Source organism: Bacillus sp. IS1, assembly GCF_032461585.1.
Classification (GTDB): Bacteria; Bacillota; Bacilli; order Bacillales; family Bacillaceae; genus Bacillus; species Bacillus velezensis.
The window spans coordinates 485,272-509,816 of the sequence record NZ_JAWCWR010000001.1 but is presented as its reverse complement, the minus strand read 5'-3'; the positions used below and the strand labels follow the sequence as shown (position 1 = coordinate 509,816).

The 24,545-nt window shown below is 46.4% G+C and carries 22 protein-coding genes; all 22 read right to left on the bottom strand.

Translation table 11 applies throughout. The annotated features are described in order from the left end of the window. Positions 1–138 precede the first annotated feature (138 nt). The 22 genes from RUW00_RS02415 to pyrH all read right to left on the bottom strand — a co-directional run bounded on the left by RUW00_RS02415 (position 139) and on the right by pyrH (position 24,434). Positions 139–396 carry a YlmC/YmxH family sporulation protein gene (locus tag RUW00_RS02415; protein WP_003154176.1) on the bottom strand — a complete coding sequence of 86 codons (258 nt, stop codon included), beginning with the start codon at positions 394–396 and terminating at the stop codon, positions 139–141. Between the two features lie 78 nt (positions 397–474). Continuing rightward, entirely contained in the window at positions 475–1,710 is a 1,236-nt protein-coding gene (locus RUW00_RS02410) for a M16 family metallopeptidase (RefSeq protein WP_021493675.1), read from the bottom strand. A 40-nt stretch (positions 1,711–1,750) separates the two neighbouring features. Beyond that, positions 1,751–2,710 (bottom strand): polysaccharide deacetylase family protein, encoded by a 960-nt coding sequence (locus RUW00_RS02405; RefSeq protein ID WP_315956457.1) that lies wholly within the window; start codon positions 2,708–2,710, stop codon positions 1,751–1,753. Positions 2,711–2,822: 112 nt separating this feature from the next. Further along, positions 2,823–4,946 (bottom strand): polyribonucleotide nucleotidyltransferase, encoded by a 2,124-nt coding sequence (gene pnp, locus RUW00_RS02400; RefSeq protein ID WP_007611468.1) that lies wholly within the window; start codon positions 4,944–4,946, stop codon positions 2,823–2,825. Positions 4,947–5,120: 174 nt separating this feature from the next. After that, on the bottom strand, positions 5,121–5,390 hold the full coding sequence (gene rpsO / locus RUW00_RS02395; RefSeq protein ID WP_003154182.1) for a 30S ribosomal protein S15: 270 nt from the start codon (positions 5,388–5,390) through the stop codon (positions 5,121–5,123). 165 nt (positions 5,391–5,555) lie between these two features. Further along, positions 5,556–6,497, bottom strand: a complete 942-nt coding sequence (gene ribF, locus RUW00_RS02390) for a bifunctional riboflavin kinase/FAD synthetase (RefSeq protein WP_007611467.1) — start codon at positions 6,495–6,497, stop codon at positions 5,556–5,558. A 19-nt stretch (positions 6,498–6,516) separates the two neighbouring features. Further along, positions 6,517–7,446 (bottom strand): tRNA pseudouridine(55) synthase TruB, encoded by a 930-nt coding sequence (gene truB, locus RUW00_RS02385; RefSeq protein WP_315956456.1) that lies wholly within the window; start codon positions 7,444–7,446, stop codon positions 6,517–6,519. Positions 7,447–7,530: 84 nt separating this feature from the next. Then, positions 7,531–7,884, bottom strand: coding sequence for a 30S ribosome-binding factor RbfA (gene rbfA / locus RUW00_RS02380; RefSeq protein ID WP_003154185.1), 354 nt, complete (start codon positions 7,882–7,884; stop codon positions 7,531–7,533). Positions 7,885–7,900: 16 nt separating this feature from the next. Then, positions 7,901–8,179: a DUF503 domain-containing protein gene (locus tag RUW00_RS02375; RefSeq protein WP_003154188.1), complete on the bottom strand. Its 279-nt coding sequence runs from the start codon at positions 8,177–8,179 to the stop codon at positions 7,901–7,903. After that, on the bottom strand, positions 8,176–10,326 hold the full coding sequence (gene infB / locus RUW00_RS02370; protein WP_015417484.1) for a translation initiation factor IF-2: 2,151 nt from the start codon (positions 10,324–10,326) through the stop codon (positions 8,176–8,178). Before infB ends, RUW00_RS02375 begins: the two co-directional genes overlap by 4 nt. Positions 10,327–10,345: 19 nt before the next feature. Beyond that, positions 10,346–10,648, bottom strand: coding sequence for a YlxQ family RNA-binding protein (locus tag RUW00_RS02365; RefSeq protein WP_003154192.1), 303 nt, complete (start codon positions 10,646–10,648; stop codon positions 10,346–10,348). Position 10,649: 1 nt separating this feature from the next. Beyond that, positions 10,650–10,925: a glucose-induced regulator RulR gene (gene rulR, locus RUW00_RS02360; protein ID WP_003154193.1), complete on the bottom strand. Its 276-nt coding sequence runs from the start codon at positions 10,923–10,925 to the stop codon at positions 10,650–10,652. A gap of 13 nt (positions 10,926–10,938) precedes the next feature. Beyond that, a complete protein-coding gene (gene nusA, locus RUW00_RS02355; protein WP_072177010.1) occupies positions 10,939–12,060 on the bottom strand; it encodes a transcription termination factor NusA in 1,122 nt (373 codons plus the stop codon). A 39-nt stretch (positions 12,061–12,099) separates the two neighbouring features. Then, positions 12,100–12,570 carry a ribosome maturation factor RimP gene (gene rimP, locus RUW00_RS02350; protein WP_007409801.1) on the bottom strand — a complete coding sequence of 157 codons (471 nt, stop codon included), beginning with the start codon at positions 12,568–12,570 and terminating at the stop codon, positions 12,100–12,102. A gap of 239 nt (positions 12,571–12,809) precedes the next feature. Next, on the bottom strand, positions 12,810–17,123 hold the full coding sequence (locus RUW00_RS02345) for a PolC-type DNA polymerase III (RefSeq protein WP_072177009.1): 4,314 nt from the start codon (positions 17,121–17,123) through the stop codon (positions 12,810–12,812). A gap of 111 nt (positions 17,124–17,234) precedes the next feature. After that, complete coding sequence (gene proS, locus RUW00_RS02340; protein ID WP_095272002.1) at positions 17,235–18,929, bottom strand: proline--tRNA ligase; 1,695 nt, start codon at positions 18,927–18,929, stop codon at positions 17,235–17,237. Between the two features lie 31 nt (positions 18,930–18,960). Beyond that, a complete protein-coding gene (gene rseP, locus RUW00_RS02335) occupies positions 18,961–20,229 on the bottom strand; it encodes an RIP metalloprotease RseP (protein ID WP_280145098.1) in 1,269 nt (422 codons plus the stop codon). Positions 20,230–20,235: 6 nt separating this feature from the next. Continuing rightward, positions 20,236–21,387 carry a 1-deoxy-D-xylulose-5-phosphate reductoisomerase gene (dxr, locus tag RUW00_RS02330; RefSeq protein ID WP_003154208.1) on the bottom strand — a complete coding sequence of 384 codons (1,152 nt, stop codon included), beginning with the start codon at positions 21,385–21,387 and terminating at the stop codon, positions 20,236–20,238. A 55-nt stretch (positions 21,388–21,442) separates the two neighbouring features. Then, complete coding sequence (locus RUW00_RS02325) at positions 21,443–22,240, bottom strand: phosphatidate cytidylyltransferase (protein WP_007409796.1); 798 nt, start codon at positions 22,238–22,240, stop codon at positions 21,443–21,445. 3 nt (positions 22,241–22,243) lie between these two features. Next, positions 22,244–23,026 (bottom strand): undecaprenyl pyrophosphate synthase, encoded by a 783-nt coding sequence (locus RUW00_RS02320; RefSeq protein ID WP_014417783.1) that lies wholly within the window; start codon positions 23,024–23,026, stop codon positions 22,244–22,246. 125 nt (positions 23,027–23,151) lie between these two features. After that, a complete protein-coding gene (gene frr, locus RUW00_RS02315) occupies positions 23,152–23,709 on the bottom strand; it encodes a ribosome recycling factor (RefSeq protein ID WP_003154212.1) in 558 nt (185 codons plus the stop codon). 2 nt (positions 23,710–23,711) lie between these two features. After that, a complete protein-coding gene (pyrH, locus tag RUW00_RS02310) occupies positions 23,712–24,434 on the bottom strand; it encodes a UMP kinase (RefSeq protein WP_003154213.1) in 723 nt (240 codons plus the stop codon). Positions 24,435–24,545: the final 111 nt, after the last annotated feature.

Sequence of the window (24,545 nt, the reverse complement as noted above, 5' to 3'; positions counted from 1 at the left end):
TTACAGTTACTGGATCTTTTAAGTGTCATCCTCCTCTTCATCGTATGTGCGAAGAGAAAGGGCGGTGAATGTACAGCGTCTTTTTCATAAAAAAAGCACCGGCTGTATGAGCCGGTGCTTGCAACAATTGAATAAGATCTACTCTTCGGGAGGCGTGATCTCCCCCGGAACGTCTAAAATGATCATGTCTGACCCGATTTTTTGGATATGGTTCCAGGGGACGCGGATGTCATGGCCTTGTTTTCGCAATCCGAACCATTTTACCGTCGGTATCAACAGCGCGGTAATTTGTCCGTCCTGTTCATTAATTTCCAAATCGGTCTGGCCGAGCACACCGAGCCGCTCTGCCCGTTTAATGTCCACAATTTCTTTACCTGACAGTTCACTGAGCCTCATGATAGCCACCCCCTTGTACTATATGACCCGGAGCAAAAAAAAATGCCTGCCCCGTATAGAGGCAGACTGCTTTTCTGCTTAAGATGAAGCCGGCATATTGCCGGTCGGGCTGATAAGCGATAGTGCGTAATCATCCGTAAATAAGCGGCGGCTGAGGCCGTTGACGCTTTCCAGGCTGACCGCATTTAATTCAGTGATAATTTCATCCATGGTCTTATGCTTTCCGAGCAGGAGTTCGTTTTTCCCGTTCCGGCTCATTTTGCTGTTTGTGCTCTCTAAGCTGAGCATTAAGCTCCCCTTCATTTGCTCTTTGCTGTTTTCCAGCTCTTTCGGGGTGATACCGTCACGTTTTAGAACCGATAACGTTTCCTGAATGGTTTCAGACAGAAGTCCGAGCTGATTCGCGCCGGTGCCTCCGTAAATCGTCAGCATACCGCTGTCTTCATAGGAACTGTGATAGCTGTATACAGAATAGGCCAGTCCTTTATCTTCGCGCACATCCTGGAAAAGACGGCTGCTCATGCTTCCGCCCAGCACGTTGTTTAAGACGATCAAATCGTAAATGTCCGGGTCTCCGACTTTCAGGCCTTTGAAACCGAGACAGAGATGCGCCTGTTCGGTGTCTTTTTTTCTGGTCAGCTTTTCATAATGAAACTCAGGCTCGCTGATGCCGCTTGCTTTGCCCTTCGCTTCGTATGTACCGAACCATTTCTCCACGTCTTTAATGAATTGTTCTGTTACATTTCCGGCGACAGAAATGACGACGCGGTCCGGCGTGTAAAAGTCATCCATATGCTGTCTGAGAGAATCACCGTTAAATGACGAAAGCGTTTCCTCCGTCCCGAGAATCGGGTAGCCGAGCGAATGATTGCCGTATGTCGCTTTGCTCAGCAGATCGTGGACAATGTCATCCGGCGCGTCTTCATACATTTTGATTTCTTCATATACGACGTTCTTTTCTTTTTTGAGCTCATCTTCGTCAAAAGCAGAATGAAAGAACATATCAGCCAGCACATCAAGTGCGTAGTTTGCATGCTCATCCAGAACTTTGGCGTAATAGCACGTATATTCTTTTGAAGTGAAGGCATTCACTTGGCCGCCTATCCGATCGAAGGATTCTGCGATTTCCCGTGCGGACCTGGTATTTGTTCCTTTAAAAAACATATGCTCAAGAAAGTGCGAAATACCGTTTGTCTCCGGTGTTTCATGACGTGACCCCGTCCCGATCCAGACGCCGATTGCCACAGACCGCACCGTTGGATTATTTTCAAGCACAACTCTTACACCGTTTTGGCATGTATAGCGTTTTATCAAGTCTGTTCCTCCTATTCAAAGACAGGCAAACTGCCGCCTGCTACTTCATCAGCCTGTTTTCATCCATTAAGTCAGACACTGAGCCGAGCGCGTAGCCTTTTTCTTTGATTTTTGCAATCAGTGTATCCAGGCTTTTCGCAGTCGGATCAGTCGGATGCATTAAAATCATGGCTCCGTTATGTATTTTGCTCAACACCCTTGTTTGTAAAACAGCCGGAGACGGTTTTTGCCAGTCAATGGTGTCAACGGTCCACATGATGGTGCCCATTCCTTTTTCCGCCGCAAGGTCGACCACGGCTTTTCTGAAGCTGCCGCTTGGCGGCGCAAACCATTTTGGCTTTATGCCGAGCGTCTCGCTGATTTGTGCATTGGTTTTGTCAAGCTGTTCGGAAATGCTTCCTGAAGTCAGTTTGCTCATATCAGGGTGATTGTATGAATGATTTCCGATTTCATGTCCGTCTGCCGCTATTTTTTTCCCAAGTTCCTGATTGTTTTTCAGCCATTTCCCTTCAAGAAAGAAAGTTGCTTTGACCTGGTGCTGCTTCAGAATAGGCAGCATTTGCTCCACGTATTCGTTTCCCCAGGCGACATTTATCAGGAATGCGACCATCGGTTTGTCGGGATGTCCTTTATAAATGGGTTCGGGCGCGAGAGAATCAAGATGGACTTTCGGTTTCACCTGCTCATAGACAAGGTCGTCTTCGTGAAATTCTCCGTCCTTTTTCATTTGCTTATAGGATTTTTCCACATTGACTTTTAAACCGTTATATCCCGGTATACTCTTCCATATTTTATCAATCCGCGCGTCTTGCGGCTTTACTTCATACTCTGACGCTTTTTGCAGTAATTCTTCATAGAGCGGATCTTTTGATGCTGACACTGTTACAGCGTCTTTTTTCATTGCGTCTATGTAATCAACTGTATACGGATTTTTTAACATTTCAAACGAAACAAAAAAAAGAAATAAAAAAACGGCAAACGGCACGAATTTTTTCAACATGTCCTTCCCCCCTCATCACACATTATGTATGAGGAGGACAAGGTAGAACCCGTCTGTTGTCTTTCTCAAAATAAAGAAGCCGGGTCTCCCAGGCTCCTTGTTAGGTTTTCATTTAAGATTGTTGTTGTTCCTGTTCTTTTTCTTTCTCTTCGCGCAGCACTGCTTTACGCGACAGATTCACTCGTCCCTGTTTGTCAATTTCAGTTACCTTCACAAGGATTTCGTCACCGATTTTCACAACATCCTCAACCTTGCCGACCCGTTCGAGCGCTAGTTCAGAGATGTGAACGAGACCGTCTTTTCCGCTGAAGATTTCAACGAAAGCGCCGAATTTCTCAATCCGTTTGACTTTACCGAGGTAAAGCTGGCCGACTTCGACTTCTCTGACAAGATCTTCGATGATTTTTTTCGCTTTTTGGTTGCTGCTTTCATCAGTAGAAGAAATAAAGATAGTGCCGTCTTGTTCAATGTCAATTTTAACACCGGTATCTTCAATGATTTTGTTGATTTGTTTACCGCTCGGTCCGATAACGTCACGGATTTTATCCGGATTAATGTTCATCGTTAAAATTTTCGGCGCATATTGAGAAAGTTCTTTTCTTGATTCACCAAGCGTGCTGAGCATGCTGTTCAAGATTTCCATTCTTCCTTTTTTCGCCTGCTGAAGCGCTTCTTCAAGAATTTCTCTTGAAAGGCCTTCAATTTTAATGTCCATTTGCAGCGCTGTCACGCCTTTTTCCGTGCCGGCTACTTTAAAGTCCATGTCACCGAGGGCGTCTTCCATCCCTTGAATATCCGTTAATACCGTATAGTACTCGCCTGATTTCACAAGTCCCATCGCGATACCTGCAACAGGGGCTTTAATCGGAACACCTGCGTCCATCATGGCAAGCGTGCTCGCGCAAATGCTGGCCTGTGAAGTGGAACCGTTTGATTCAAGCACTTCGGATACGAGGCGGACCGTATACGGGAAGTCTTTTTCATTCGGAATGACCGGCTCAAGCGCACGCTCTCCAAGAGCGCCGTGACCGATCTCACGGCGTCCCGGTCCGCGCATCGGGCCTGTCTCCCCAACGCTGAACTGCGGGAAGTTATAATGATGCATAAAGCGTTTTGATTCTTCCACGCCTAAACCGTCAAGAATCTGAACGTCCCCAAGGGCGCCTAATGTACAAACGCTGAGCGCCTGCGTCTGTCCTCTCGTAAACAGCCCGGAGCCATGCGTTCTCGGCAGAAGGCCGACTTCTGAAGAAAGCGGGCGGATTTGATCAACGCCGCGGCCGTCCGGACGGACTTTTTCTTCTGTGATCAAACGGCGCACTTCGTTTTTCACGAGTTTAGACAGTGTCTGTTTCACTTTTTTAATCGTATCTTCATCATGCTCTTCTTCTTCGAATTTCGCGACAACTGCATTTTTCACTTCATTGATCGCGTCTTCGCGAGCATGTTTTTCGTGAACCTGAATGGCGCTGAGAAGATCCGGCTCCGCAAGGCTTTTTACTTTTTCGCTGAGCTCTTCGTCAATTTCATACAGTTCGATTTCTGTTTTTTCTTTGCCGACTGCTGCGACGATTTCTTCTTGGAATGCGATCAGGCGCTTAATTTCTTCGTGACCGAACATAATCGCCTCAAGCATGATTTCTTCAGGAACTTCATCCGCTCCGGCTTCCACCATGTTGATGGCGTCTTTTGTGCCTGCAACGATGAGGTTGATATCACTTTTTTCAAGCTGGTCAACCGTCGGATTGATGACGAATTTCCCGTCAATGCGGCCTACCGTCACACCCGCGATCGGGCCTTCAAACGGGATATCGGAAACGCAAAGAGCGAGTGATGAACCGAACATTGCAGCCATTTCAGATGAGCAGTCCTGATCAACACTCATGACAATGCTGATGACTTGTACTTCGTTACGGAATCCGTCTGCGAAAAGCGGGCGGATCGGACGGTCGATCAGACGGCTGGCTAAAACGGCCTTTTCACTTGGACGGCCTTCTCTTTTAATAAAACCGCCCGGAATTTTACCTACTGCGTATAATCTTTCTTCATAGTTAACGGTAAGCGGGAAAAAATCTAGCGGTTTCGGTTCTTTTGATGCGGTTGCTGTGCTGAGCACTGCAGTATCGCCGTAGCGGACCATGACAGCGCCGTTTGCCTGTTTGGCAAGCTGGCCGGCTTCTACTGTAAGCTGTCTGCCGGCCCAATCTATGGTAAAGACATGTTTCTCTTGTCCCATTCGATTACGAGCTCCTCTCTTAATGTGTGAAATAATCAATTACTCCTATTATGAACGAAATGAATTGAACATATCAATGTCAAAGTAGTATGTAAAAGGATTTCATTGTTTTTTTATCATTATTTTTTTCGCTTTAATACGATAAAAAAGCGGGAATCCTCCCGCTTTTTACGATTATCGACGTAAGCCTAGTTTGTTAATTAACTCACGGTAACGAGTTACGTCTTTATTACGCAGATACGTAAGAAGATTACGACGTTTACCTACCATTTTAAGAAGACCGCGACGTGAGTGGTGATCTTTCTTGTGAGTACGCAAATGCTCGTTCAAGTTGTTAATTGAGTCTGTTAGGATAGCGATCTGAACTTCTGGAGATCCAGTATCAGATTCGTGTGTTTTGAACTCGCTGATGAGTTGATTTTTACGCTCTTGAGTAATTGCCATCCTGTTTCACCTCCATATCATAATTAGCCCCAGTTACCTAGCAACCGTCGGTGACTTCGGATTGCCAAGCAATGGTTTTAAGACTACGAAACATATGATACTAAAAATCGCGCCCATATGCAAATCTTTTAGAAGAAAATTTGTGTACTTTTGATGTTTTTCCCGTTATTTGCTGAAAAAACGGATCGCTTCTTGTTTGTCTTTCCCGATCTGAGCCGTCAGTTCATCGATGCCGTTAAACTTCCGTTCGCTTCGGATTCGTTTGTACCACTCGATTTTAACGTCTTCTCCGTATACATCCTGTTGAAAATTAAACAAATGTACTTCAATTGACGGCTGATCGGGACGCTTTTCATAAAAGGTCGGTTTGTAGCCGATGTTGCAGACGCCTTCATACACCTCGCCTTTTATTTCGGCTTTCACTGCATACACGCCTGTCGGCGGCACGATATAACTGTTGTGCAGGCCGACATTCGCGGTCGGAAAACCGATGGTGCGGCCTCTTTTGTCTCCGTGAATCACAGTGCCCCGGATAAAATACGGCTGGCCGAGAAGAGTGTGCGCCAGTTCAACGTCACCATCCTGCAGCGCTGACCGGATATAAGTAGAGCTGATCTTTCTGTCCTGCTCGGTCTGTTTCTCGACAGTCGTGCATCCGGCCTTGCCGTTTAAATCGTCCGGCAGCGTCTCCATCGTGCCTTTTCCGTATTTTCCGTACGTAAAATCGAAGCCTCCCACAGCGTGCCGCGCGTTTAACCCTAAAATATACTCCTCGGCAAACTGTTTTGGAGAAAGAGACGCAAACGCTTCATCAAACTTTACGACATACAGCACATCAGCGCCTAAACGTCCGATCTGGCTGATTTTATCTTCAAGCGGCGTAATCAGATCCTTTGGCTCTTTGTCCCTGCCCAACACATGGGAAGGGTGAGGATGAAACGTCATAACGGCCAGCGACAGGCCTTTTTCTTCGGCAATTTGTCTGGCTGTTCCGATTACTTTCCGGTGTCCCAAATGAACGCCGTCAAAGTAGCCGAGCGCCATGACAGACGCCGGCTGCTCTTCTTTTTGTAAATGATGCGGATGAGAAATATGTATCGTCTTCACAGAACGGTCACCTTTTTTCTTATTGTTCGCTTTTTTGCATGAGCACTTTAGCCGGTTTCAGCAGTCCTTTTTTTGAAGGATGCGGCATATAAATGGCCACACATTCTCCGTCTTCAGTACAGACCGCTATACGGGCGTCAGCTGTCATTGCAGAAAATTCCGCCGGGATGTCAAACACTGACCCGTTTTCAGCTTTCTTAGCTAATGTATCACTTATGACCCATTTCGGCAAATGATTGAGCGCTCTTTCAATCGGCACGGCATGCTCTGCAACCGTTCCGTCTGAAACCTGCTGTTCAAGTTCCTCAAACGTGAAACACTCATCAAGGCTGAAATCGCCGGAAGCGGTGCGGATGAGATGCGACATATGCGCGGGATAGCCGAGTTTTTCACCGATTGTCACTGCCAATGTTCTCACGTAAGTGCCCTTTGAGCACGTGACTGTAAAGCGGAATGATGATGTGTCTTCTTTATAAGTGACAGGGGAAGTGAGCGCGATATCTTCAATCGTGATATTCCGCTTCGGCCGCTCCACTTCAATACCGGCTCTGGCGTATTCATAGAGCTTTTTTCCGTTGACCTTTACAGCGGAATACATCGGCGGCACTTGCTCCTGCGGTCCCTTCAGTTCGTCTAAAACGGCTTTGATATCCGCTTCTTTCAGCGGCTCCTTGACAGGTTTTACGCTGACCGTTTCTCCAGTCTGGTCTTCGGTCGATGTGGAGAAGCCGAGAGTGATCTCAGCATCGTACGTTTTTGACTTGTCGGTGACGTACTCAACGATCTTTGTAGCCCGTCCGACACAGATCGGCAGTACGCCTGACACTTCCGGATCAAGCGTTCCCGTATGCCCGACTTTCTTTGTTTTTAACAGTTTTCTTATTTTCATTACACAGTCGTGAGAAGTCATGCCGACCGGTTTATGTAAAAGGAGAACTCCGTTAACCATCTGTCTTTCGCTCCTTTGTTATCAATTGTATCCCGTAAAACGCAGAAAAGAGGACAGACGACACTCGCCCATCCTCTTTCCTTGTTATTCAGACGGTTTATCTGAATGCAGTTCGTGAATCAATGTTTCAATACGGTTGCCGTACTCAATTGATTCATCAAATTCAAATTCAAGCTCAGGCGTTTTGCGGAGTCTGATTCGGCTGCCGATTTCAGAACGGATAAATCCTTTCGCTTTCTCAAGCCCTTTCAGCGCCTCCTCTTTCTTTTTCTCTCCGCCGAGAACGGAGATATACACCTTCGCTATTTGTAAATCACCTGAAACACGTACGTCTGTTACAGTGAGAAATCCGATTCTCGGGTCTTTCAGCTTTCGGCTGATAATATCCCCGAGCTCTTTTTTCATCTGCTCGCCGACACGGTTTGCTCTCATACTCAATTCAATCACCTCTAAGTTAAAACCACTCTGTTCTAGTGATCGTCCGTTCTATTTCGGGAAAGGAGTCAATAAACGCGAGTACGCGCTGTATCTCCTTTTCCGCCTGAACGTGAGAGGAGGAGACGACGGCGATTCCGAAGCTGGTCCGCTGCCAAGTGTCCTGATAGCCGATTTCTGCAGCCGACACGTTGAACTTATTCTGAACCCTCGTTATAATCCGCTTCAGAACGGCTCGTTTCTCCTTTAATGATCCCGCATCATAAATGATGCATTCACATTCCGCAAATCCGATCACTTTCTTTCGATTTCCTGCATGACATACGCTTCAAGGATGTCGCCTTCGCGAATGTCATTGTATTTCTTAATTGTAATACCACATTCATATCCTTGTGAAACTTCTTTCACATCATCTTTGAAGCGTTTCAGAACGTCTACTTCCCCTTCGAAGATGACCACGCCGTCACGGATCAGGCGGAGTCCGCTGTCACGTGTAATGTGGCCGTCTGTTACATATCCGCCGGCAATCGTGCCGATTTTCGACACTTTGAATGTTTGGCGCACTTCAACCTGGCCGATGACTTTTTCTTCGTATTCAGGATCAAGCATTCCTTTCATCGCCGCTTCAATTTCTTCGATGACTTTGTAAATGATACGGTGAAGACGGATATCTACATTTTCAGCTTCAGCCGTGCTCTTAGCATTTCCGTCTGGGCGCACATTAAACCCGATAACGATTGCATTTGAAGCAGATGCGAGAATGATGTCTGATTCCGTAATCGCACCGACGCCTGTGTGAATGATTTTCACTTTTACGCCTTCTACTTCAATTTTTTGGAGAGCGGCTGTTAACGCTTCGGCTGAACCTTGAACGTCAGCTTTTACGATTAAATTGATGTCTTTGACATCGCCTTGTTTAATTTGTTCAAACAGATCATCGAGGCTCAGCTTCGCTTTGTCGCTGCGCTGTTCTTCCAGTTGCTTGGAAGCGCGTGCTTCACCGACAGAACGGGCTGTTTTTTCGTCTTTAAAGACGAGGAATTGATCGCCAGCCTGCGGTACGTCGTTTAAGCCCGTGATTTCTACAGGTGTGGACGGTCCGGCTGTTTTCACGCGGCGGCCGAGATCATTAACCATGGCCCGCACGCGGCCGAATGTATTTCCGACAACGATCGGATCTCCGACATTCAATGTTCCCGTTTGAACGAGAAGTGTCGCGACAGATCCTCTTCCTTTATCGAGCTCAGCTTCAATAACCGTTCCTTTTGCCTGACGGTTCGGATTGGCTTTCAGCTCTTCCACTTCACTGACAAGCAGAATCATTTCGACAAGCTCGTCAATTCCCTTGCCTGTAAGAGCGGACAGAGGAACGAAAATCGTTTCTCCTCCCCATGCTTCAGGAACGAGTCCGTATTCAGTCAGCTCCTGCATGACACGGTCAGGGTTCGCGCTTTCTTTATCCACTTTATTCACGGCAACGATAATCGGAACCTCAGCCGCTTTCGCATGGTTGATGGCTTCGACTGTCTGCGGCATAACGCCGTCATCGGCCGCTACGACTAAAATGGTGATATCAGTTACTTCCGCACCGCGCGCCCGCATTGTTGTAAACGCCGCGTGTCCCGGAGTATCTAAGAACGTGATTTTTTTGCCGTTTTCTTCGATCTGGTAAGCCCCGATATGCTGGGTGATTCCGCCGGCTTCTCCTTCAACAACTTTTGTTTTTCTGATGCTGTCAAGGAGGGTCGTTTTCCCGTGGTCAACGTGGCCCATGATCGTCACGACAGGCGGACGGATTTGAAGATCTTCTTCTTTGTCAGCCTCTTCATATTTTTCAAGCTCAGTTTCTTCAAGCACAATCACTTCTTCTGTTTCTACACCGTATTCAGATGCGATCAGTTCGATTGTGTCTTTGTCAAGCTCCTGGTTAATGGTAGCCATTACGCCCAGAAGCATCAGTTTTTTAATGAGTTCAGACGGCTCTTTGCCCAGTTCCTCGGCTAAAGCTCCGACTGTTAAAGAGCCGGAAAACGTAATTTTCTCAGGAAGCTCTTTTTTCGGCTTCAGCGGTTTTTGCTGATACTGATTTTTGTTGTTATGATTGCGTTTGTTTTTGTTTTTGTTGTTGTTGTTGTTCTTCTTGTTTTTGTTAAATTGATTATTCTGCACGTCATTCTTCTTTCCGTCTCGAATTTTGTTTGGTTGATTCCCAGCAGGCTGCTGATTAATCCCTTGCGGCTTGTTTTTGTTCGTTTCCGCAGGCTTCTGAGATGTAACGCCGGCGCCGCCTTTTTTAAATTTCGCATCAAGCTGCTTAATGGTCTTTTCTTCAAGCATTGCCATATGGTTATTTACTACTATATCCATGTTTTTCAGCGCAGTCAAAATTTCCTTGCTTGAAACATTGATGGCTTTTGCATATTCGTAAACTCTCATTTTAGCCATTCGTTCACCCCCAAAAATATTAATCGAGCAAGCTGATCAGCTTATTCGCAAAACCTTGGTCAGTGACGGCGACAACGACACGTGATTCCTTGCCGATAGAGCGGCCGAGATCCGCGCGGCTTTCGACTTTTTTATAAGGCACTTTATAATAATTGCATTTATCGGATACTTTTTTTGCAGTATTCGCAGATGCATCTTCTGTCAGCAGAACAAGTTTTGCACGCGCATTTCTAATTTCTTTTATAACCAAGTCCTCGCCCGACACGACCTTACGAGCTCGATTGGCCAGACCCAGCAAGGGAAACCATTCCATTCCAGACATGTTATTTTTTCACCTTTTCCGCCAGTTCCAGCAATTCTTCGAAAATCTGGTCATCGATTTGTGATTGAAATTGATTTTGCAATGTGTTTTTCTTTTTCGCAGCTAAGATGCATTCTTTCTCAAGGGTGATATAGGCACCCCGCCCGTTCTTCTTTCCGGTCGGATCGACTGAAATCTCTCCTTCTTTAGAACGGACAATTCGGATCAGTTCCTTTTTAGGCTTCATTTCCCCCGTTACCACGCATTTGCGCAGAGGAATTTTTTTTCGCTTATTCACCTAAAGTCACCTCTTATTCATCCGATTCGGCTGTTTCAGGCTCCATAAAGAGCGGCTCTAAATCGTCATCTTCTTCATGCTCTCTCGGATAGATGCCAAGGTCTCTTGCATCCGTTTCACTTTTGATATCGATTTTCCAGCCTGTCAGTTTCGCAGCTAAGCGGGCGTTTTGCCCTCTTTTTCCGATTGCCAGAGAAAGCTGGTAATCAGGAACGATGACAGTCGTGGCTTTTTCTTCTTCGTTGACGATGACATCCAGCACTTTAGACGGGCTGAGCGCATTGGCAACAAATTCAACCGGATCATCAGACCAGTTGACGATATCAATTTTTTCGCCTTTCAGTTCATTGACGATCGCCTGCACGCGCTGGCCTTTGGGACCCACGCATGAACCGACCGGATCAACGTCAGGATCATCAGTGCGGACGGAAATTTTAGAGCGGTCGCCCGCTTCTCTGGCAACGGATTTCAGTTCGACCGTTCCGTCATAAATTTCCGGCACTTCAATTTCAAAAAGACGCTTCAACAGACCGGGATGCGTTCTTGATACATAGATCTGCGGCCCTTTTGTCGTTTTTTCGACTTTTGTGATAAATACTTTAATCCGATCGTGCGGTTTATAGCTCTCATTCGGCATTTGTTCATTGACGGGCAGCAGCGCTTCAATCTTGCCGAGAGACACGTAAATAAACTTGCTGTCTAAGCGCTGTACAATTCCCGTCATAATGTCTTCTTCACGATCGATAAATTCTGAGTAAATCACGCCGCGCTCAGCTTCACGGACACGCTGCGTCACCACTTGTTTCGCCGTCTGTGCAGCAATGCGGCCGAAGTCTTTCGGCGTTACTTCTATTTCAACGACATCTCCGACAAGGTAGTTCGGATGGATGTGCTGGGCGTCGTCAAGCGAGATTTCAAGTCTTGAATCGTATACCTCGTCTACGACATCCTTTCTTGCGAACACGCGGATCGTGCCCGTCTCACGGTTCAGATCGACCCGTACGTTTTGCGCCTGGTTAAAATTTCGCTTATACGCGGAAATTAAGGCAGCTTCAATTGCTTCGATGATAATGTCTTTACTGATGCCTTTTTCTTTTTCAAGAATAGTGAGAGCATCTAATAGTTCACTGCTCATGTTAGCGGTCTCCCCCCTTAAACACTAATACTTCATTCATTAAAATGTTACAGCTAATCTTGCGTTAGCTATTTTTTCATACGGAATATTGACCCGTTTCTTTCTTGTTTTGACCGTCATCTCTATTGTAACAGTTTGTCCATCAAATTCAGCCAATTTGCCTTCAAACACTTTTAAACCGTCAATCGGTTCGTACGTTTTCATGTACACATTTTTGCCCAGTGATTTTTCGAAGTCGGCTTTTTTCTTTAATGGACGCTCGGCTCCAGGAGAAGATACTTCAAGAAAGTAGTTCTGGGTGATCGGATCGGCCTCATCCAGCTTTTCGCTTAACGCTTCGCTGACTTTAGCGCACTCCTCAATATCAACACCGTTCTCGGAATCAATAAACACGCGAAGGAACCAGTTTTGACCCTCTTTGACAAATTCAATGTCTACGAGTTCAAGCTGAAGGTCATCCAGTATGGGCTGAGCCATTTCTTGAACGGTATCAGTCACTTTTTTGCTCATGTTTTTCCTCCTTGTGCTGTCGATATCATATCAGCCGTTCCTCTGCATAAAAACCCTGCTTCAAAAGAGCAGGGGCATTGAGAAAACGATGAACATGTCGAGGCAAAATTGCCTGTTCAATACAAAAGAGCGGGTTTCCCCACTCTTTGCCTCGGTAATCGTTAGCATTTCCAATAAAACTATACCATAACCATATATTTAATGCAAATCAAACTCCGCTCGGAGGCTGTGCACAAAGCTTAAAACAGAGACAGCTGATTTTGGTCCGGAAGGGACTCAAGACAGCCGTGACGGTCTAAATACTCTAAAATGGTTTTTGACACTTTTCCGCGTTTTTGAAGATCCTCTTTTGAAAGGAACTCCCCTTCTTCCCGCGCTTTCACAATATTGAGAGCGGCGTTGGTTCCGAGTCCCGGAATTGAGTTGAACGGCGGGATGAGACTGTTGCCGTCAATGATAAATTCCGAAGCGCTCGAACGGTATAGATCGACCTTCTGGAAGGAATAGCCGCGCTCACACATTTCAAGCGCAAGCTCTAACACGGTAAGGAGGTTTTTCTCCTTCGGCGAAGCATCAAGCCCTTTAGAGCTGATATCATCCATCACCGCTCTGATAGCGGTCGACCCTTTAATCATTGTATCAATGTCAAAGTCATCTGCGCGGACGGTAAAATACGCAGCATAATATAAAAGCGCGTGATGCACTTTAAAGTATGCAATCCGCACCGCCATCAGCACGTATGCGGCGGCGTGGGCTTTCGGGAACATGTATTTGATTTTTTTGCATGAATCAATATACCAGTTCGGCACATTGTTCTTTTTCATTTCTTCTTCCCATTCCGGCGTCAGGCCTTTGCCTTTACGGACGAATTCCATGATTTTAAAGGCCAGTGAAGGCTCAAGGCCCTGATAGATCAAGTAAACCATAATGTCATCACGGCAGCCGATCACTTCGCTCAGTTCACACGTATTGTTGTGTATCAGTTCCTGCGCATTGCCGAGCCATACGTCCGTTCCGTGGGAAAGCCCGGAAATCTGGACAAGCTCGGAGAACGTCGTCGGCTTCGTATCCTCAAGCATCTGCCGCACAAATCGCGTCCCGAATTCAGGAATGCCGAGCGTCCCCGTTTTACAGCCGATCTGCTCTTCAGTGACGCCTAGCGATTCTGTACCTTGGAAAATCTTCATAACTTCCGGATCATCTGTCGGAATCGTCTTCGGATCAATTCCGCTTAAATCCTGAAGCATCCGGATGACTGTCGGATCATCGTGCCCCAATATATCAAGCTTCAGCAGGTTGTCATGAATGGAGTGGAAGTCAAAATGAGTCGTTTTCCATTCAGACCCCGTCGCATCTGCCGGGAATTGTATCGGTGAAAAATCGTAAATATCCATGTAATCCGGGACAACGATAATCCCCCCCGGGTGCTGGCCGGTCGTTCTCTTAACGCCGGTGCAGCCTTGCACCAGACGATCGATCTCCGCGCCGCGCATGTGTAGGTTGTGATCGCCCGCATAGCCTTTCACATATCCGTAAGCCGTCTTTTCCGCGACGGTGCCGATCGTTCCCGCGCGATACACGTTATCTTCACCGAACAATACTTTCGTGTAGTTATGGGCATGGGGCTGATACTCACCTGAGAAGTTCAAGTCGATATCGGGTACTTTGTCACCTTTAAAGCCTAAGAACGTTTCAAACGGAATATCATGTCCGTCCTTTTTCAAAGGCGTGCCGCAAGACGGGCAGGTTTTATCCGGAAGGTCAAAACCGGAACCGACTGATCCGTCGTTAAAGAATTCGGAATATCGGCAGCTCGGGCACACATAGTGCGGAGCGAGCGGGTTTACTTCAGTGATTTCCGTTAAGGTCGCTACAAGCGATGAACCGACGGACCCCCGGGAGCCGACGAGATAACCGTCATCCAGAGACCGTTTTACAAGCTTATGAGAGATGAGATAAATAACGGCGAATCCATGGCCGATGATACTTTTTAATTCTTTTTCTATTCTCGCTTCCACAATTTCGGGAAGCTCTTCACCGTAAATGCTTTTGGCGCGCTGATAGCTCATTTCACGGATTTCTTCATCAGCCCCGTCAATTTTCGGCGTGTACAGATCGTCTTTGATCGGTTTGATCTCATCGATCATCGAAGCGACTTTCTGTGTATTGTCAACCACGATTTCTTTCGCTTTTTCCGCACCGAGGAAGGAGAAAGCCTCCAGCATTTCATCTGTCGTTCTGAAGTGCACTTTAGGCAGTTCGTGTCTGTTTAACGGGTTGGCGCCGCCTTGGGAAGATATTAAGATCTTCCGGTAAATTTTATCCTCATCGTTTAAATAGTGGACATTTCCCGTAGCCACGACCGGCTTATTCAATTTTTCCCCGAGCTTCGTAATGTTGGCGATGATTTCTTTCAGCGCTTTTTCATCCCGGACGAGCTCAAGCTGCAGAAGGTGTCTGTATACTTCCGGCGGCTGCACTTCAAGATAGTCATAGAAGGATGCGATATCTTCAACCTCTTCAGGAGATTTTTGCATCATGCCTTCAAAGACCTCTCCCCTGTCACAGGCAGAGCCGATTAACAGACCTTCTCTGTATTTATTAAGCTGCGACCTCGGAATGCGCGGCACTCTGTAGAAATATTGAATATGAGAAATGGACACGAGCTTAAACAGATTTTTAAGGCCGGTCTCATTTACGGCAAGCAATGTAGCGTGATAAGGCCTTGATCTTTGATAAGCATTGGATTGTCCCATATTCTCATTCAGCTGATCATGATAAAAAATGTCTTTTTCAGCGGCATCTTTGAGCATTTTCAACAGCAGGTAGCCCGTTGCTTCAGCGTCAAAGACCGCTCGGTGATGCTGGGTTAATTCGATATCAAACTTCTTACATAACGTATTTAAGCGGTGATTTTTAAACTCAGGATACAGGAAACGCGCGAGTTCCAGCGTATCAATGACCGGATTTTTCGCTTTTTCCGTTTTCAAAAGACGCTTGTACGCCACATTTAAAAATCCCATATCAAAGCTGGCGTTATGAGCCACAAGCACGTCATCGCCGATCCATTCTTTAAAATCCCGGACGACGTCAACGACATCGGGAGCGTCGCGGACCATGTCGTCCGTAATCCCGGTAAGCTCTATCGTCGTTGCTGACAGCGGATGGTGCGGATTGGCGAACGCTTCGAATTTATCGATGATTTCTCCGCCTCTTATTTTGACTGCGGCAAGCTCAATGATGGTGTCATACACTGCGGACAGACCTGTCGTTTCAACGTCAAAGACGACGTATGTGTCTTCTTCCAGGAGACGGTGAGCTGGATTGTATGCGATCGGAACACCGTCATCTACGATATTGGCTTCCATTCCGTAAATCATTTTAATGCCGTGTTTTTTCGCGGCGGAATAGGCATCCGGGAAAGACTGCACAACGGCATGATCAGTTAACGCAATCGCTTCATGTCCCCATTTTTTCGCCTGTTCGACAAGCTTTCCGATGCCCGTTACAGCATCCATTTGGCTCATCGGAGAATGCAGATGAAGCTCAACCCGTTTTTCGCCTTCAGGAGCGGAGTCTTCACGGGTTTTGGCTTTTATTTCATTCACGTCATTTGCAATCATGACGAGGTCTCTGACGAATGTATCGTTTTGAATGCTTCCCCGCGCCTTCACCCACATGCCTTTTTTCAGCGTTTTCATCAAAGCGGCGTCTTCTTTTTCTCTGGCGAACATTTTTACTAAAATGCTGTTTGTATAGTCCGTGATTTTGAAAATGCAGAGCGTGCGTCCGCTTTTCAGCTCGCGTGTTTCAGCATCAAACACAAACCCCTGCACCGTAATTCTTCTTTCTTCATCCATGATGCTGTCAAGCGTCCGGATTTCTTCGTTCTCTTTAATTTGATAGCCGATGACAAGCGGTCCGGACGGAGCCTGATCCTCATCGCCCTCTTTTTCCTTCTTCTCCATTTCGATAAGCGCCTGCATCGCCCGCTCCTGATCTTCAGCAAGCTTTTGCTCGCGGAATTTCTGGACTTCTTGGTCAGATACGAAAATTTCGGTATCCAGCTGCAGTTCCGGAAAGCCGAATTGGCGATAGCTGTGCTGAATCAGTGCGCTGTATTTATTTTTGAGCGCAGATGCTTCTGTATCTGTTTTTGTTTTCACGATCAGCTTGTTTCCCTTGAGCTTCGGCTTCTGCTGATTCAAAAGAGCCACCATCGGCGGCGAGGTTCCTTCAAGCTCTTCAATACAGCGTGTCCAATAATCCTGTACAAGCTCCTCTGTCACTGTAGGGTCAATGACCTGAACAGACGATGTGACACGTGCGATGTGAGCAAACGATTGTGTTAACCTCATCATGAATGAATCATATATTTGATACGGCAAAAGAGCCTTAAAGCGAAATTGGAAATGCCAGGCTTTTTCTGCTTTATGGATTGTCAGTTTATCAATCTCTCCGTCTTCAAAGTATGTCATGAAGGTATCATCTGTCATATTAAGCTGCTGCAGAAGAATCTGAAACTGTCTTCTGTTTACTGATAACTGTTCCATTCAGACAGTATCCCTCCCTTAAAACATCATAAGTGAAGGTACCTCCGCAGGTGATGAGGTACCTTCTTTTTTCTCTATTTTAACATGATTTTGTATGATTCGTTATGGTGATTACTTCGTCTTGATAAATTCAGAAAGCTCATCCACTGAAACTTCGGCAGATTCACCGGTTTTGCGGATTTTCACTTCTACGATGCCCTCGTCGGCACGTTTTCCGACAGTGATGCGGATCGGAAGGCCGATCAGATCAGAATCAGCAAATTTCACGCCTGCGCGTTCAGCGCGGTCATCGTATAATACCTCATAACCTTCCGCCTGGAATTTGCCGTAAAGCTGTTCAGCAAGCTCTTTTTGCGCTTCGTTTTTCATATTCAGCGCCAAAATATGAAGATCATACGGAGCAACGCTTTTCGGCCAGATCAAGCCTTTTTCGTCGTGATGCTGTTCAGCGATGGCTGAAAGCGTTCTGGACACGCCGATTCCGTAACATCCCATCAGCATCGGCTGCGCACGCCCGTTTTCATCAAGGTATGTCGCATTCATCGCTTCAGAGTAACGCGTGCCGAGTTTAAAGACTTGTCCGACCTCAATCCCTTCAGCGAAACGGATCGTGCCTTTTCCGTCAGGTGACGGATCGCCTTCCTGAATGATTCGAAGATCGGCATACGCTTTTACAGACGCATCACGTTCGATGTTTACGTTTCGGTAATGACGGTCTCTTTCATTCGCGCCGCTAACAGCGTTTACCATTACTTTCACGGCTTGGTCGGCATAAATCTCAATGTCGCCGGCAGCGCCGATCGGCCCCGCAAATCCCGGCTCCGTGCCAAGTTTCTCCGCTACTTCTTCATGAGACGCAAGCTCAACCACTTCCGCGTTCAGAAGGTTTTTCACTTTCACGTCATTGACCTCATGATCGCCTCTCACTAACACGAGAACAAATCGGTCATCAGCTTTAAACAGGATTGATTTGATGCAGGCGCTCGGCTCGATCTGCAAGAACGAAGCGAGCTCTTCAATGCTTTTGACATTCGGCGTATCAATTTTCTCCAATGCTTCGGGTGTTTCATCTGACGGCTCGCTGTTCATGACAACTTCCGCCATTTCCGTATTGGCTGCGTAAGAGGATCCATCGGAATAAGCGATGGTATCTTCCCCTATTTCAGAAAGAGCCATAAATTCATGCGTATCTTTTCCGCCCATCGCGCCTGAGTCGGCAATAACGGGACGGACGTTTAATTCACAGCGTGCGAAAATGCTGCTGTATGCGCCGTACATGTTTTGGTATGTTTCCTCCAGACTTTCTTCAGAAGCATGGAAAGAATACGCATCTTTCATGATGAATTCGCGTCCGCGCAATAACCCGAAACGCGGGCGTTTTTCATCTCTGAATTTAGACTGGATCTGGTAAAGAGTGAGCGGCAGACGCTTATAAGATTTCACCTCATCGCGCACGAGAGAAGTAATGACTTCTTCATGTGTCGCGCCTAAAGCAAATTCGCGGCCGTGGCGGTCTTTCAGACGCATTAATTCAGGCCCGTACGTATACCATCTGCCTGATTCCTGCCATGTTTCAGCCTGCTGAAGGGCCGGCATCAGCATTTCCACCGCGTTGATTTTTTCCATTTCTTCACGCACGATCTTCTGAATGTTTTGAATGACCCTGTAAGCCAGGGGCATGTAGCTGTAAACCCCGCTCGTATTTTGTCTGATAAATCCCGCTCTCAGCAGAAGCTTATGGCTTTTTGCTTCAGCATCAGCCGGCACTTCTCTCAGGGTCGGAATAAGCGTCAAACTTTGTCTCATGTCTTCGCACCTCTGATTTTTTACTAGTCAATTATAAGAATAAACGCTGGATATCGTTCCATGTGACAACCAGCATAAGAAGCATTAAGAAAGCTACGCCGATAAATACGACAAATGCTTCCTTGTCACGGTTTATCGGCTTGCCGCGGATTGCTTCAATGAATAAAAACAGCAGCCGCCCGCCGTCAAGCGCCGGTATCGGCAGCAGGTTGACGATTCCCAGGTTGATGCTTAAAAACGCCGCAAACCGCAATAAGTTGATGATGCCGGTTTTTGCAACTTGATCCGTCATATCATAAATGCCGACAGGACCCGAAAGCATATCAAGCTTAAACTGGCCTGTCACAATTTTGCCCAGATTGGTCAGAATCGCTTTTGTGACATCAACGGTAGATGTCGCGCCGTAGGCGATCGCTGCAAGCGCGCCTTTTTCAGTCGGCGCATAAGAGCCGAAGCGGCCGATTGTTTTTTTATTTTCATCTTTTACAGCTTCAGGTGTAACCGAGATATGAAACGATTTGCCGTCCCGTTTGACGGCGACATCGATTTTTTTCCCGGGATTTTCTTTTACCGCTGTCACGATGTCGGTCCATGACCTCATTTTTTCACCGTTAATGCTCTGGATATAGTCGCCTTCTTTTAAACCGGCAGCCGCTGCGCGTCCATTGTCTGTCAGCTTCCCGAGCTCAGGCTGATTCGAAGGCACGCCTTGAATGAATCCAAGCATGACGAGAATGACATACGCTAAGATGAAGTTCATTATCGGACCGGCAGCAATCGCCTTAATCCGCTTCCATACGGGCTTAGACCCGAATTGTCGATTGTAAGGCGCAATCTGCACTTCTTCTCCGTCTACGATAAAAAAAGAGGTCTGACTGACAGTAAAGCCTGCCAGTTCATCTTCTTTCCCCTGCTCGTACCCGGTAATCTTCATTTTGTGCTCAAGATCAGCCGTCTCCACCTCGATAATTAAAGCGTCGGGATATTTTTCCTTTTGATTAATGATGACTTTTTCCACTTCGTCATCTTTATTAAAAAGAAGTCCGACGGTATAACCGGGTTTAACTTCGATCATCTCCGGGTCTTCACCGGCCATGCGGACGAACCCGCCGACCGGAAGGAGTCTGATCGTATACACGGTTTCATTCTTTTTAAATGAAAAGATTTTAGGGCCGAAGCCGATCGCAAATTCACGGCAAAGGATTCCCGCTCTTTGGGCGAGCAATAAATGCCCCAGCTCATGGAAAAAAACGAGCGTTCCGAAAATAATAATAAACGCGATAACTGTATTCACGAACATACCACCTTATGTGAGTATTGAATTAACGTATCCCCGGGTGTCTTTGTCCACTTCTTGGATATCCGCAAGACTCGGATCCTGAATTACGCTGTGGCGGTCCAATGCTTTTTCAATCAGGTCCTCAATCGATAAGAATGAAATCCGTCCGGCAAGAAAAGCGGCAACGGCTTCTTCGTTGGCCGCATTTAAAACCGTCGGCATTGTTCCCCCTATTTTACCTGATTCAAAGGCAAATTGTAAGCAGCGGAACCTTTCAAAGTCAGCTTTCGCAAAATGAAGGCTTCCGATCTCCCATAATTCAAGCCTTTTTGTTTCAGGCAGAGGCAGCCGGTCCGGATATGTCAGCGCATATTGAATCGGCACCCTCATGTCCGGATTTCCGAGCTGGGCGATGACGCTTCTGTCGTGAAATTCAACCATCGAATGAATGATGCTCTCCTTATGTAATACAACGTCAATCTGTTCATACGGAATGTCAAACAGCCAATGCGCCTCAATAACTTCAAGTCCTTTATTCATCATTGTAGCCGAGTCAATCGTGATTTTTGCGCCCATCGACCAGTTCGGGTGGTTAAGGGCGTCGGCAATCGTTACAGACTCAAGCTCCTGCCGCGTTTTATCTCTGAAACTGCCGCCGGATGCCGTAATGATCAGGCGCTCGATATTTTTGCTCTGTTCGCCTTGCAGCGCCTGAAAAATAGCGGAATGTTCGCTGTCGACCGGAAGAAGAGGAACACCGTATCGTTTTGCGTGTCCTTTCACTATATGCCCGGCAGTGACGAGAGTTTCCTTATTTGCAAGCGCAATTGTTTTTTTCTGTTCAATCGCTTTCAAAGTCGGGATTAAACCGACGCTTCCAAGCAGCGCATTGACCACGATATCCACTTCGTCCATGACTGCCGCTTCAATCAGGCCTTCTTCTCCGATGCCGATTTGGCATTCATGAGAAAAAGACGCTTCTTTCACTTTTTGGTATGTATCCATGTCGCCGACTGCTACATATTTCGGCTGAAACGTTCTGATCAACGGGATCGCTTTCTCGGCGTTTTTACCGAAAGTCATCGAGACGAGACGGAACTGATCTTGATGCATGCGCAATACGTCTAACGTCTGCTCCCCTATTGATCCTGTTGCTCCTAAAAGACAAATATTCTTCAAAATGCCACTCCCATTCTATGCGTCCAGATCGGTCTTATTTTCATATTAGCCTTTCTCATGAAAAAAGCGCAAGCAGAAAGTATAAGAACGGCATGACAAACAAAAAGCTGTCAAATCGATCTAAAATGCCGCCGTGCCCGGGAAGGATTTTTCCCGAATCCTTCACATCATAGTGCCGCTTTAGCGCTGATTCAACCAAATCCCCGATCTGTCCGAACACAGACAGAACAAGCGTGATGACCAAAAGAACCGGGTATGAAATCGGAAGGTGCGCAAACAGCTGAAAAACAGCCGTAAAAATAAGGGCGATGACAATACCGCCGAGAAACCCTTCCACTGTTTTGTTGGGACTGATTTCGGGCCACAGCTTCCGCTTCCCGAGCGACTTTCCGACGAAATATGCGCCTGAGTCCGTTGACCATATGACAACGCAGGCATAAAAGATATACAAAAGCCCGTTTGTTTCAATGTTTCTGATTTCAATAAAATAATGAAAACACAGTCCGATATATACCGTCGCGAGAACGATAAACCCGACTTCGTCAAACGTAAAGGTGTTTTTCACGAGCACCGTGTAGCTGAGCAGAATCAATACGGCGAAAATCGTTACTTCCATTTTCGCATCGAAAAAATGATACTTGTCCGGCATCATATACAGCCATAACAACAAGAGGCTGATCAGACCCGGAAAAGAAAAAAATCTGAGCTTTTTCATCCGCAAAAGCTCAAAAAGCGCTATACTTCCCATCACGTAAACAAATACGGTGAACGGCAATCCTCCGAAAATAACCAAAAATAAAAATAGTGCCGCTGCCAGAACACCTGTTAACAATCTTTGTTTCATTTCCACCATCCTCTAAATTCCGCCAAACCTCCGGCCCCGCTGCTGAAATTCTCCCACTGCCTGCAGAAAGTGATCTTCTTTAAAATCGGGCCACAGGACATCTGTAAAAACAAATTCACTGTAAGCCACCTGCCAAAGCATAAAGTTGCTCAATCTGATTTCTCCGCTCGTTCTGATGAGCAGCTCCGGGTCCTGGATTGATTCTGTCATTAAATGCCCGGAAAAGAGCGCTTCATCAATGTCTTCGATATTCAGCGTGCCGCTTTTCACCTGTTCGGCCAGTGCTTTTGCCGCATTGACGATTTCCGTGCGTCCGCCGTAGTTCAAAGCGAAATTGAGAATCATCCCGTCATTTTGTTCTGTATCTTTTACGGCTTTCTCAATCGCCCTGTACGTATGAGAAGGGAGCGCGGATTCATCTCCGATAATTTTCACCTGTACATTTTCCTCTATCAATTCAGGAAGATACGTATTCAGGAACTCTTCCGGAAGCTTCATCAAAAAGTCGACTTCCATCTTCGGGCGCTTCCAGTTCTCCGTTGAAAACGCATAAAGAGTCAGAACTTTAACGCCGAGCTGACTTGCGAGCTTTGTCACCCTTTTTACCACTTTCATTCCTTCATGATGTCCGGCAATCCGAGGGAGTGAGCGCTTCTTCGCCCAGCGTCCGTTTCCGTCCATAATAATAGCAATGTGTGCGGGAATTTCACCCTTCAGTATGTCTTCTTTTGTATACCGTTCTAAGTTGGAAGCCGCATTCTGCTGATTCTTCCAATTTTTGAGTATGTTGAGCATGAGATTCCTCCGTCACCCAAAAAGGTTGCGTTGCTGATGATCAATGTAATCAACAGTATTAACAAAAAAACCCCCTGTAAACATGAGAGGGTCTTTTCACATTATCTATTGTACATAGTTTTTCATTAAACTTCCATGATTTCTTTTTCTTTGTCCTTTGTGACGCTGTCAATTTTTGACACATATTCATCTGTCAGCTTTTGAACGTCTTCACTGGAAGCACGAAGCTCGTCTTCTGTAATGTCTCCGTTTTTCTCAAGTTTTTTGAGATCATCGTTGCTGTCACGGCGGACATTACGGACTGCTACTTTCGCTTCTTCCGCGTATTTTTTCACGACTTTGACAAGTTCTTTACGTCTTTCTTCCGTCAAAGCCGGGATCGCGATACGGATAATTGTGCCGTCACTTGTCGGCGTTACGCCAAGATCAGCTTTCAGGATCGCTTTTTCAATATCGCCGATTGCCGTTTTGTCATACGGTGTGACAACAAGCATACGCGCTTCAGGCACATTGATGGAAGACAGCTGGTTTAAAGGTGTTTGGGCACCGTAGTATTCTACTGTCACTTTATCCAATAGAGATGGGTTGGCACGTCCTGCGCGGACTGACGCCAATTCGCGTGAATAAGCGGCAACCGCTTTTTCCATGCGTTCTTTTGTTTGTGTTAATACTTCGTTTGACAACGTTATTTCCCCCTTACGATCGTTCCGATTGATTCGCCGATTACGGCACGCTTAATATTTCCTTCTTCCATAATAGAAAAGACGATCAGCGGAATATCATTATCCATACATAATGAAGAAGCCGTAGAATCCATGACTTCCAGCCCGTCTTTTAACACATCGAGATAAGATAATTTTTCGTATTTAACGGCTGACTCATCTTTTCTCGGATCAGCATTATACACACCGTCGACATTATTTTTCGCCATTAAAATCACGTCCGCTTCGATTTCAGCGGCACGCAGCGCTGCGGTTGTGTCCGTAGAGAAATAAGGATTTCCTGTTCCCGCGGCAAAAATAACAACGCGTTTTTTCTCCAGGTGGCGGATGGCTTTTCTTCTGATGTAAGGCTCAGCGACCTGACGCATTTCAATTGATGTCTGCACTCTGGACTGAATTCCGAGCGTTTCCAGGCTGTCCTGCAGGGCAAGTGAGTTCATGACAGTAGCAAGCATGCCCATATAATCGGCCGTCGCACGGTCCATTCCTAAGTCACTGCCTGTTTTTCCGCGCCATAAGTTGCCGCCGCCTACGACTACGGCCACTTCGACGTCAAGCTCAGCGATTTCTTTTACCTGTTTAGCGATGGATTGGATGACAGTCGGATTAATGCCATTTCCCTGCTCTCCTGCCAATGCTTCTCCGCTAAGCTTTAAAACGATACGATTGTATTTTGGTTTTTCCATAATAACCTCCAAGTGTAAACATTGCCGTTTCCTATTATGCAAGAGAAAAAAAGGTTTGTAAATATAGTTTTAAAAATAGGGAACACAAGTAGTGTCCCCTATACTGCCTGA

What these genes read in the sequence shown, in the direction of transcription:
- RUW00_RS02415 (WP_003154176.1), bottom strand. Translation starts at nt 396, where the DNA reads ATGAGGCTCAGTGAACTGTCAGGTAAAGAAATTGTGGACATTAAACGG.
- RUW00_RS02405 (WP_315956457.1), bottom strand. Translation starts at nt 2,710, where the DNA reads ATGTTGAAAAAATTCGTGCCGTTTGCCGTTTTTTTATTTCTTTTTTTT.
- pnp (WP_007611468.1), bottom strand. Translation starts at nt 4,946, where the DNA reads ATGGGACAAGAGAAACATGTCTTTACCATAGATTGGGCCGGCAGACAG.
- rpsO (WP_003154182.1), bottom strand. Translation starts at nt 5,390, where the DNA reads ATGGCAATTACTCAAGAGCGTAAAAATCAACTCATCAGCGAGTTCAAA.
- truB (WP_315956456.1), bottom strand. Translation starts at nt 7,446, where the DNA reads ATGGTTAACGGAGTTCTCCTTTTACATAAACCGGTCGGCATGACTTCT.
- infB (WP_015417484.1), bottom strand. Translation starts at nt 10,326, where the DNA reads ATGGCTAAAATGAGAGTTTACGAATATGCAAAAGCCATCAATGTTTCA.
- RUW00_RS02365 (WP_003154192.1), bottom strand. Translation starts at nt 10,648, where the DNA reads ATGTCTGGAATGGAATGGTTTCCCTTGCTGGGTCTGGCCAATCGAGCT.
- nusA (WP_072177010.1), bottom strand. Translation starts at nt 12,060, where the DNA reads ATGAGCAGTGAACTATTAGATGCTCTCACTATTCTTGAAAAAGAAAAA.
- rimP (WP_007409801.1), bottom strand. Translation starts at nt 12,570, where the DNA reads ATGAGCAAAAAAGTGACTGATACCGTTCAAGAAATGGCTCAGCCCATA.
- RUW00_RS02345 (WP_072177009.1), bottom strand. Translation starts at nt 17,123, where the DNA reads ATGGAACAGTTATCAGTAAACAGAAGACAGTTTCAGATTCTTCTGCAG.
- proS (WP_095272002.1), bottom strand. Translation starts at nt 18,929, where the DNA reads ATGAGACAAAGTTTGACGCTTATTCCGACCCTGAGAGAAGTGCCGGCT.
- rseP (WP_280145098.1), bottom strand. Translation starts at nt 20,229, where the DNA reads ATGTTCGTGAATACAGTTATCGCGTTTATTATTATTTTCGGAACGCTC.
- RUW00_RS02325 (WP_007409796.1), bottom strand. Translation starts at nt 22,240, where the DNA reads ATGGTGGAAATGAAACAAAGATTGTTAACAGGTGTTCTGGCAGCGGCA.
- RUW00_RS02320 (WP_014417783.1), bottom strand. Translation starts at nt 23,026, where the DNA reads ATGCTCAACATACTCAAAAATTGGAAGAATCAGCAGAATGCGGCTTCC.
- pyrH (WP_003154213.1), bottom strand. Translation starts at nt 24,434, where the DNA reads ATGGAAAAACCAAAATACAATCGTATCGTTTTAAAGCTTAGCGGAGAA.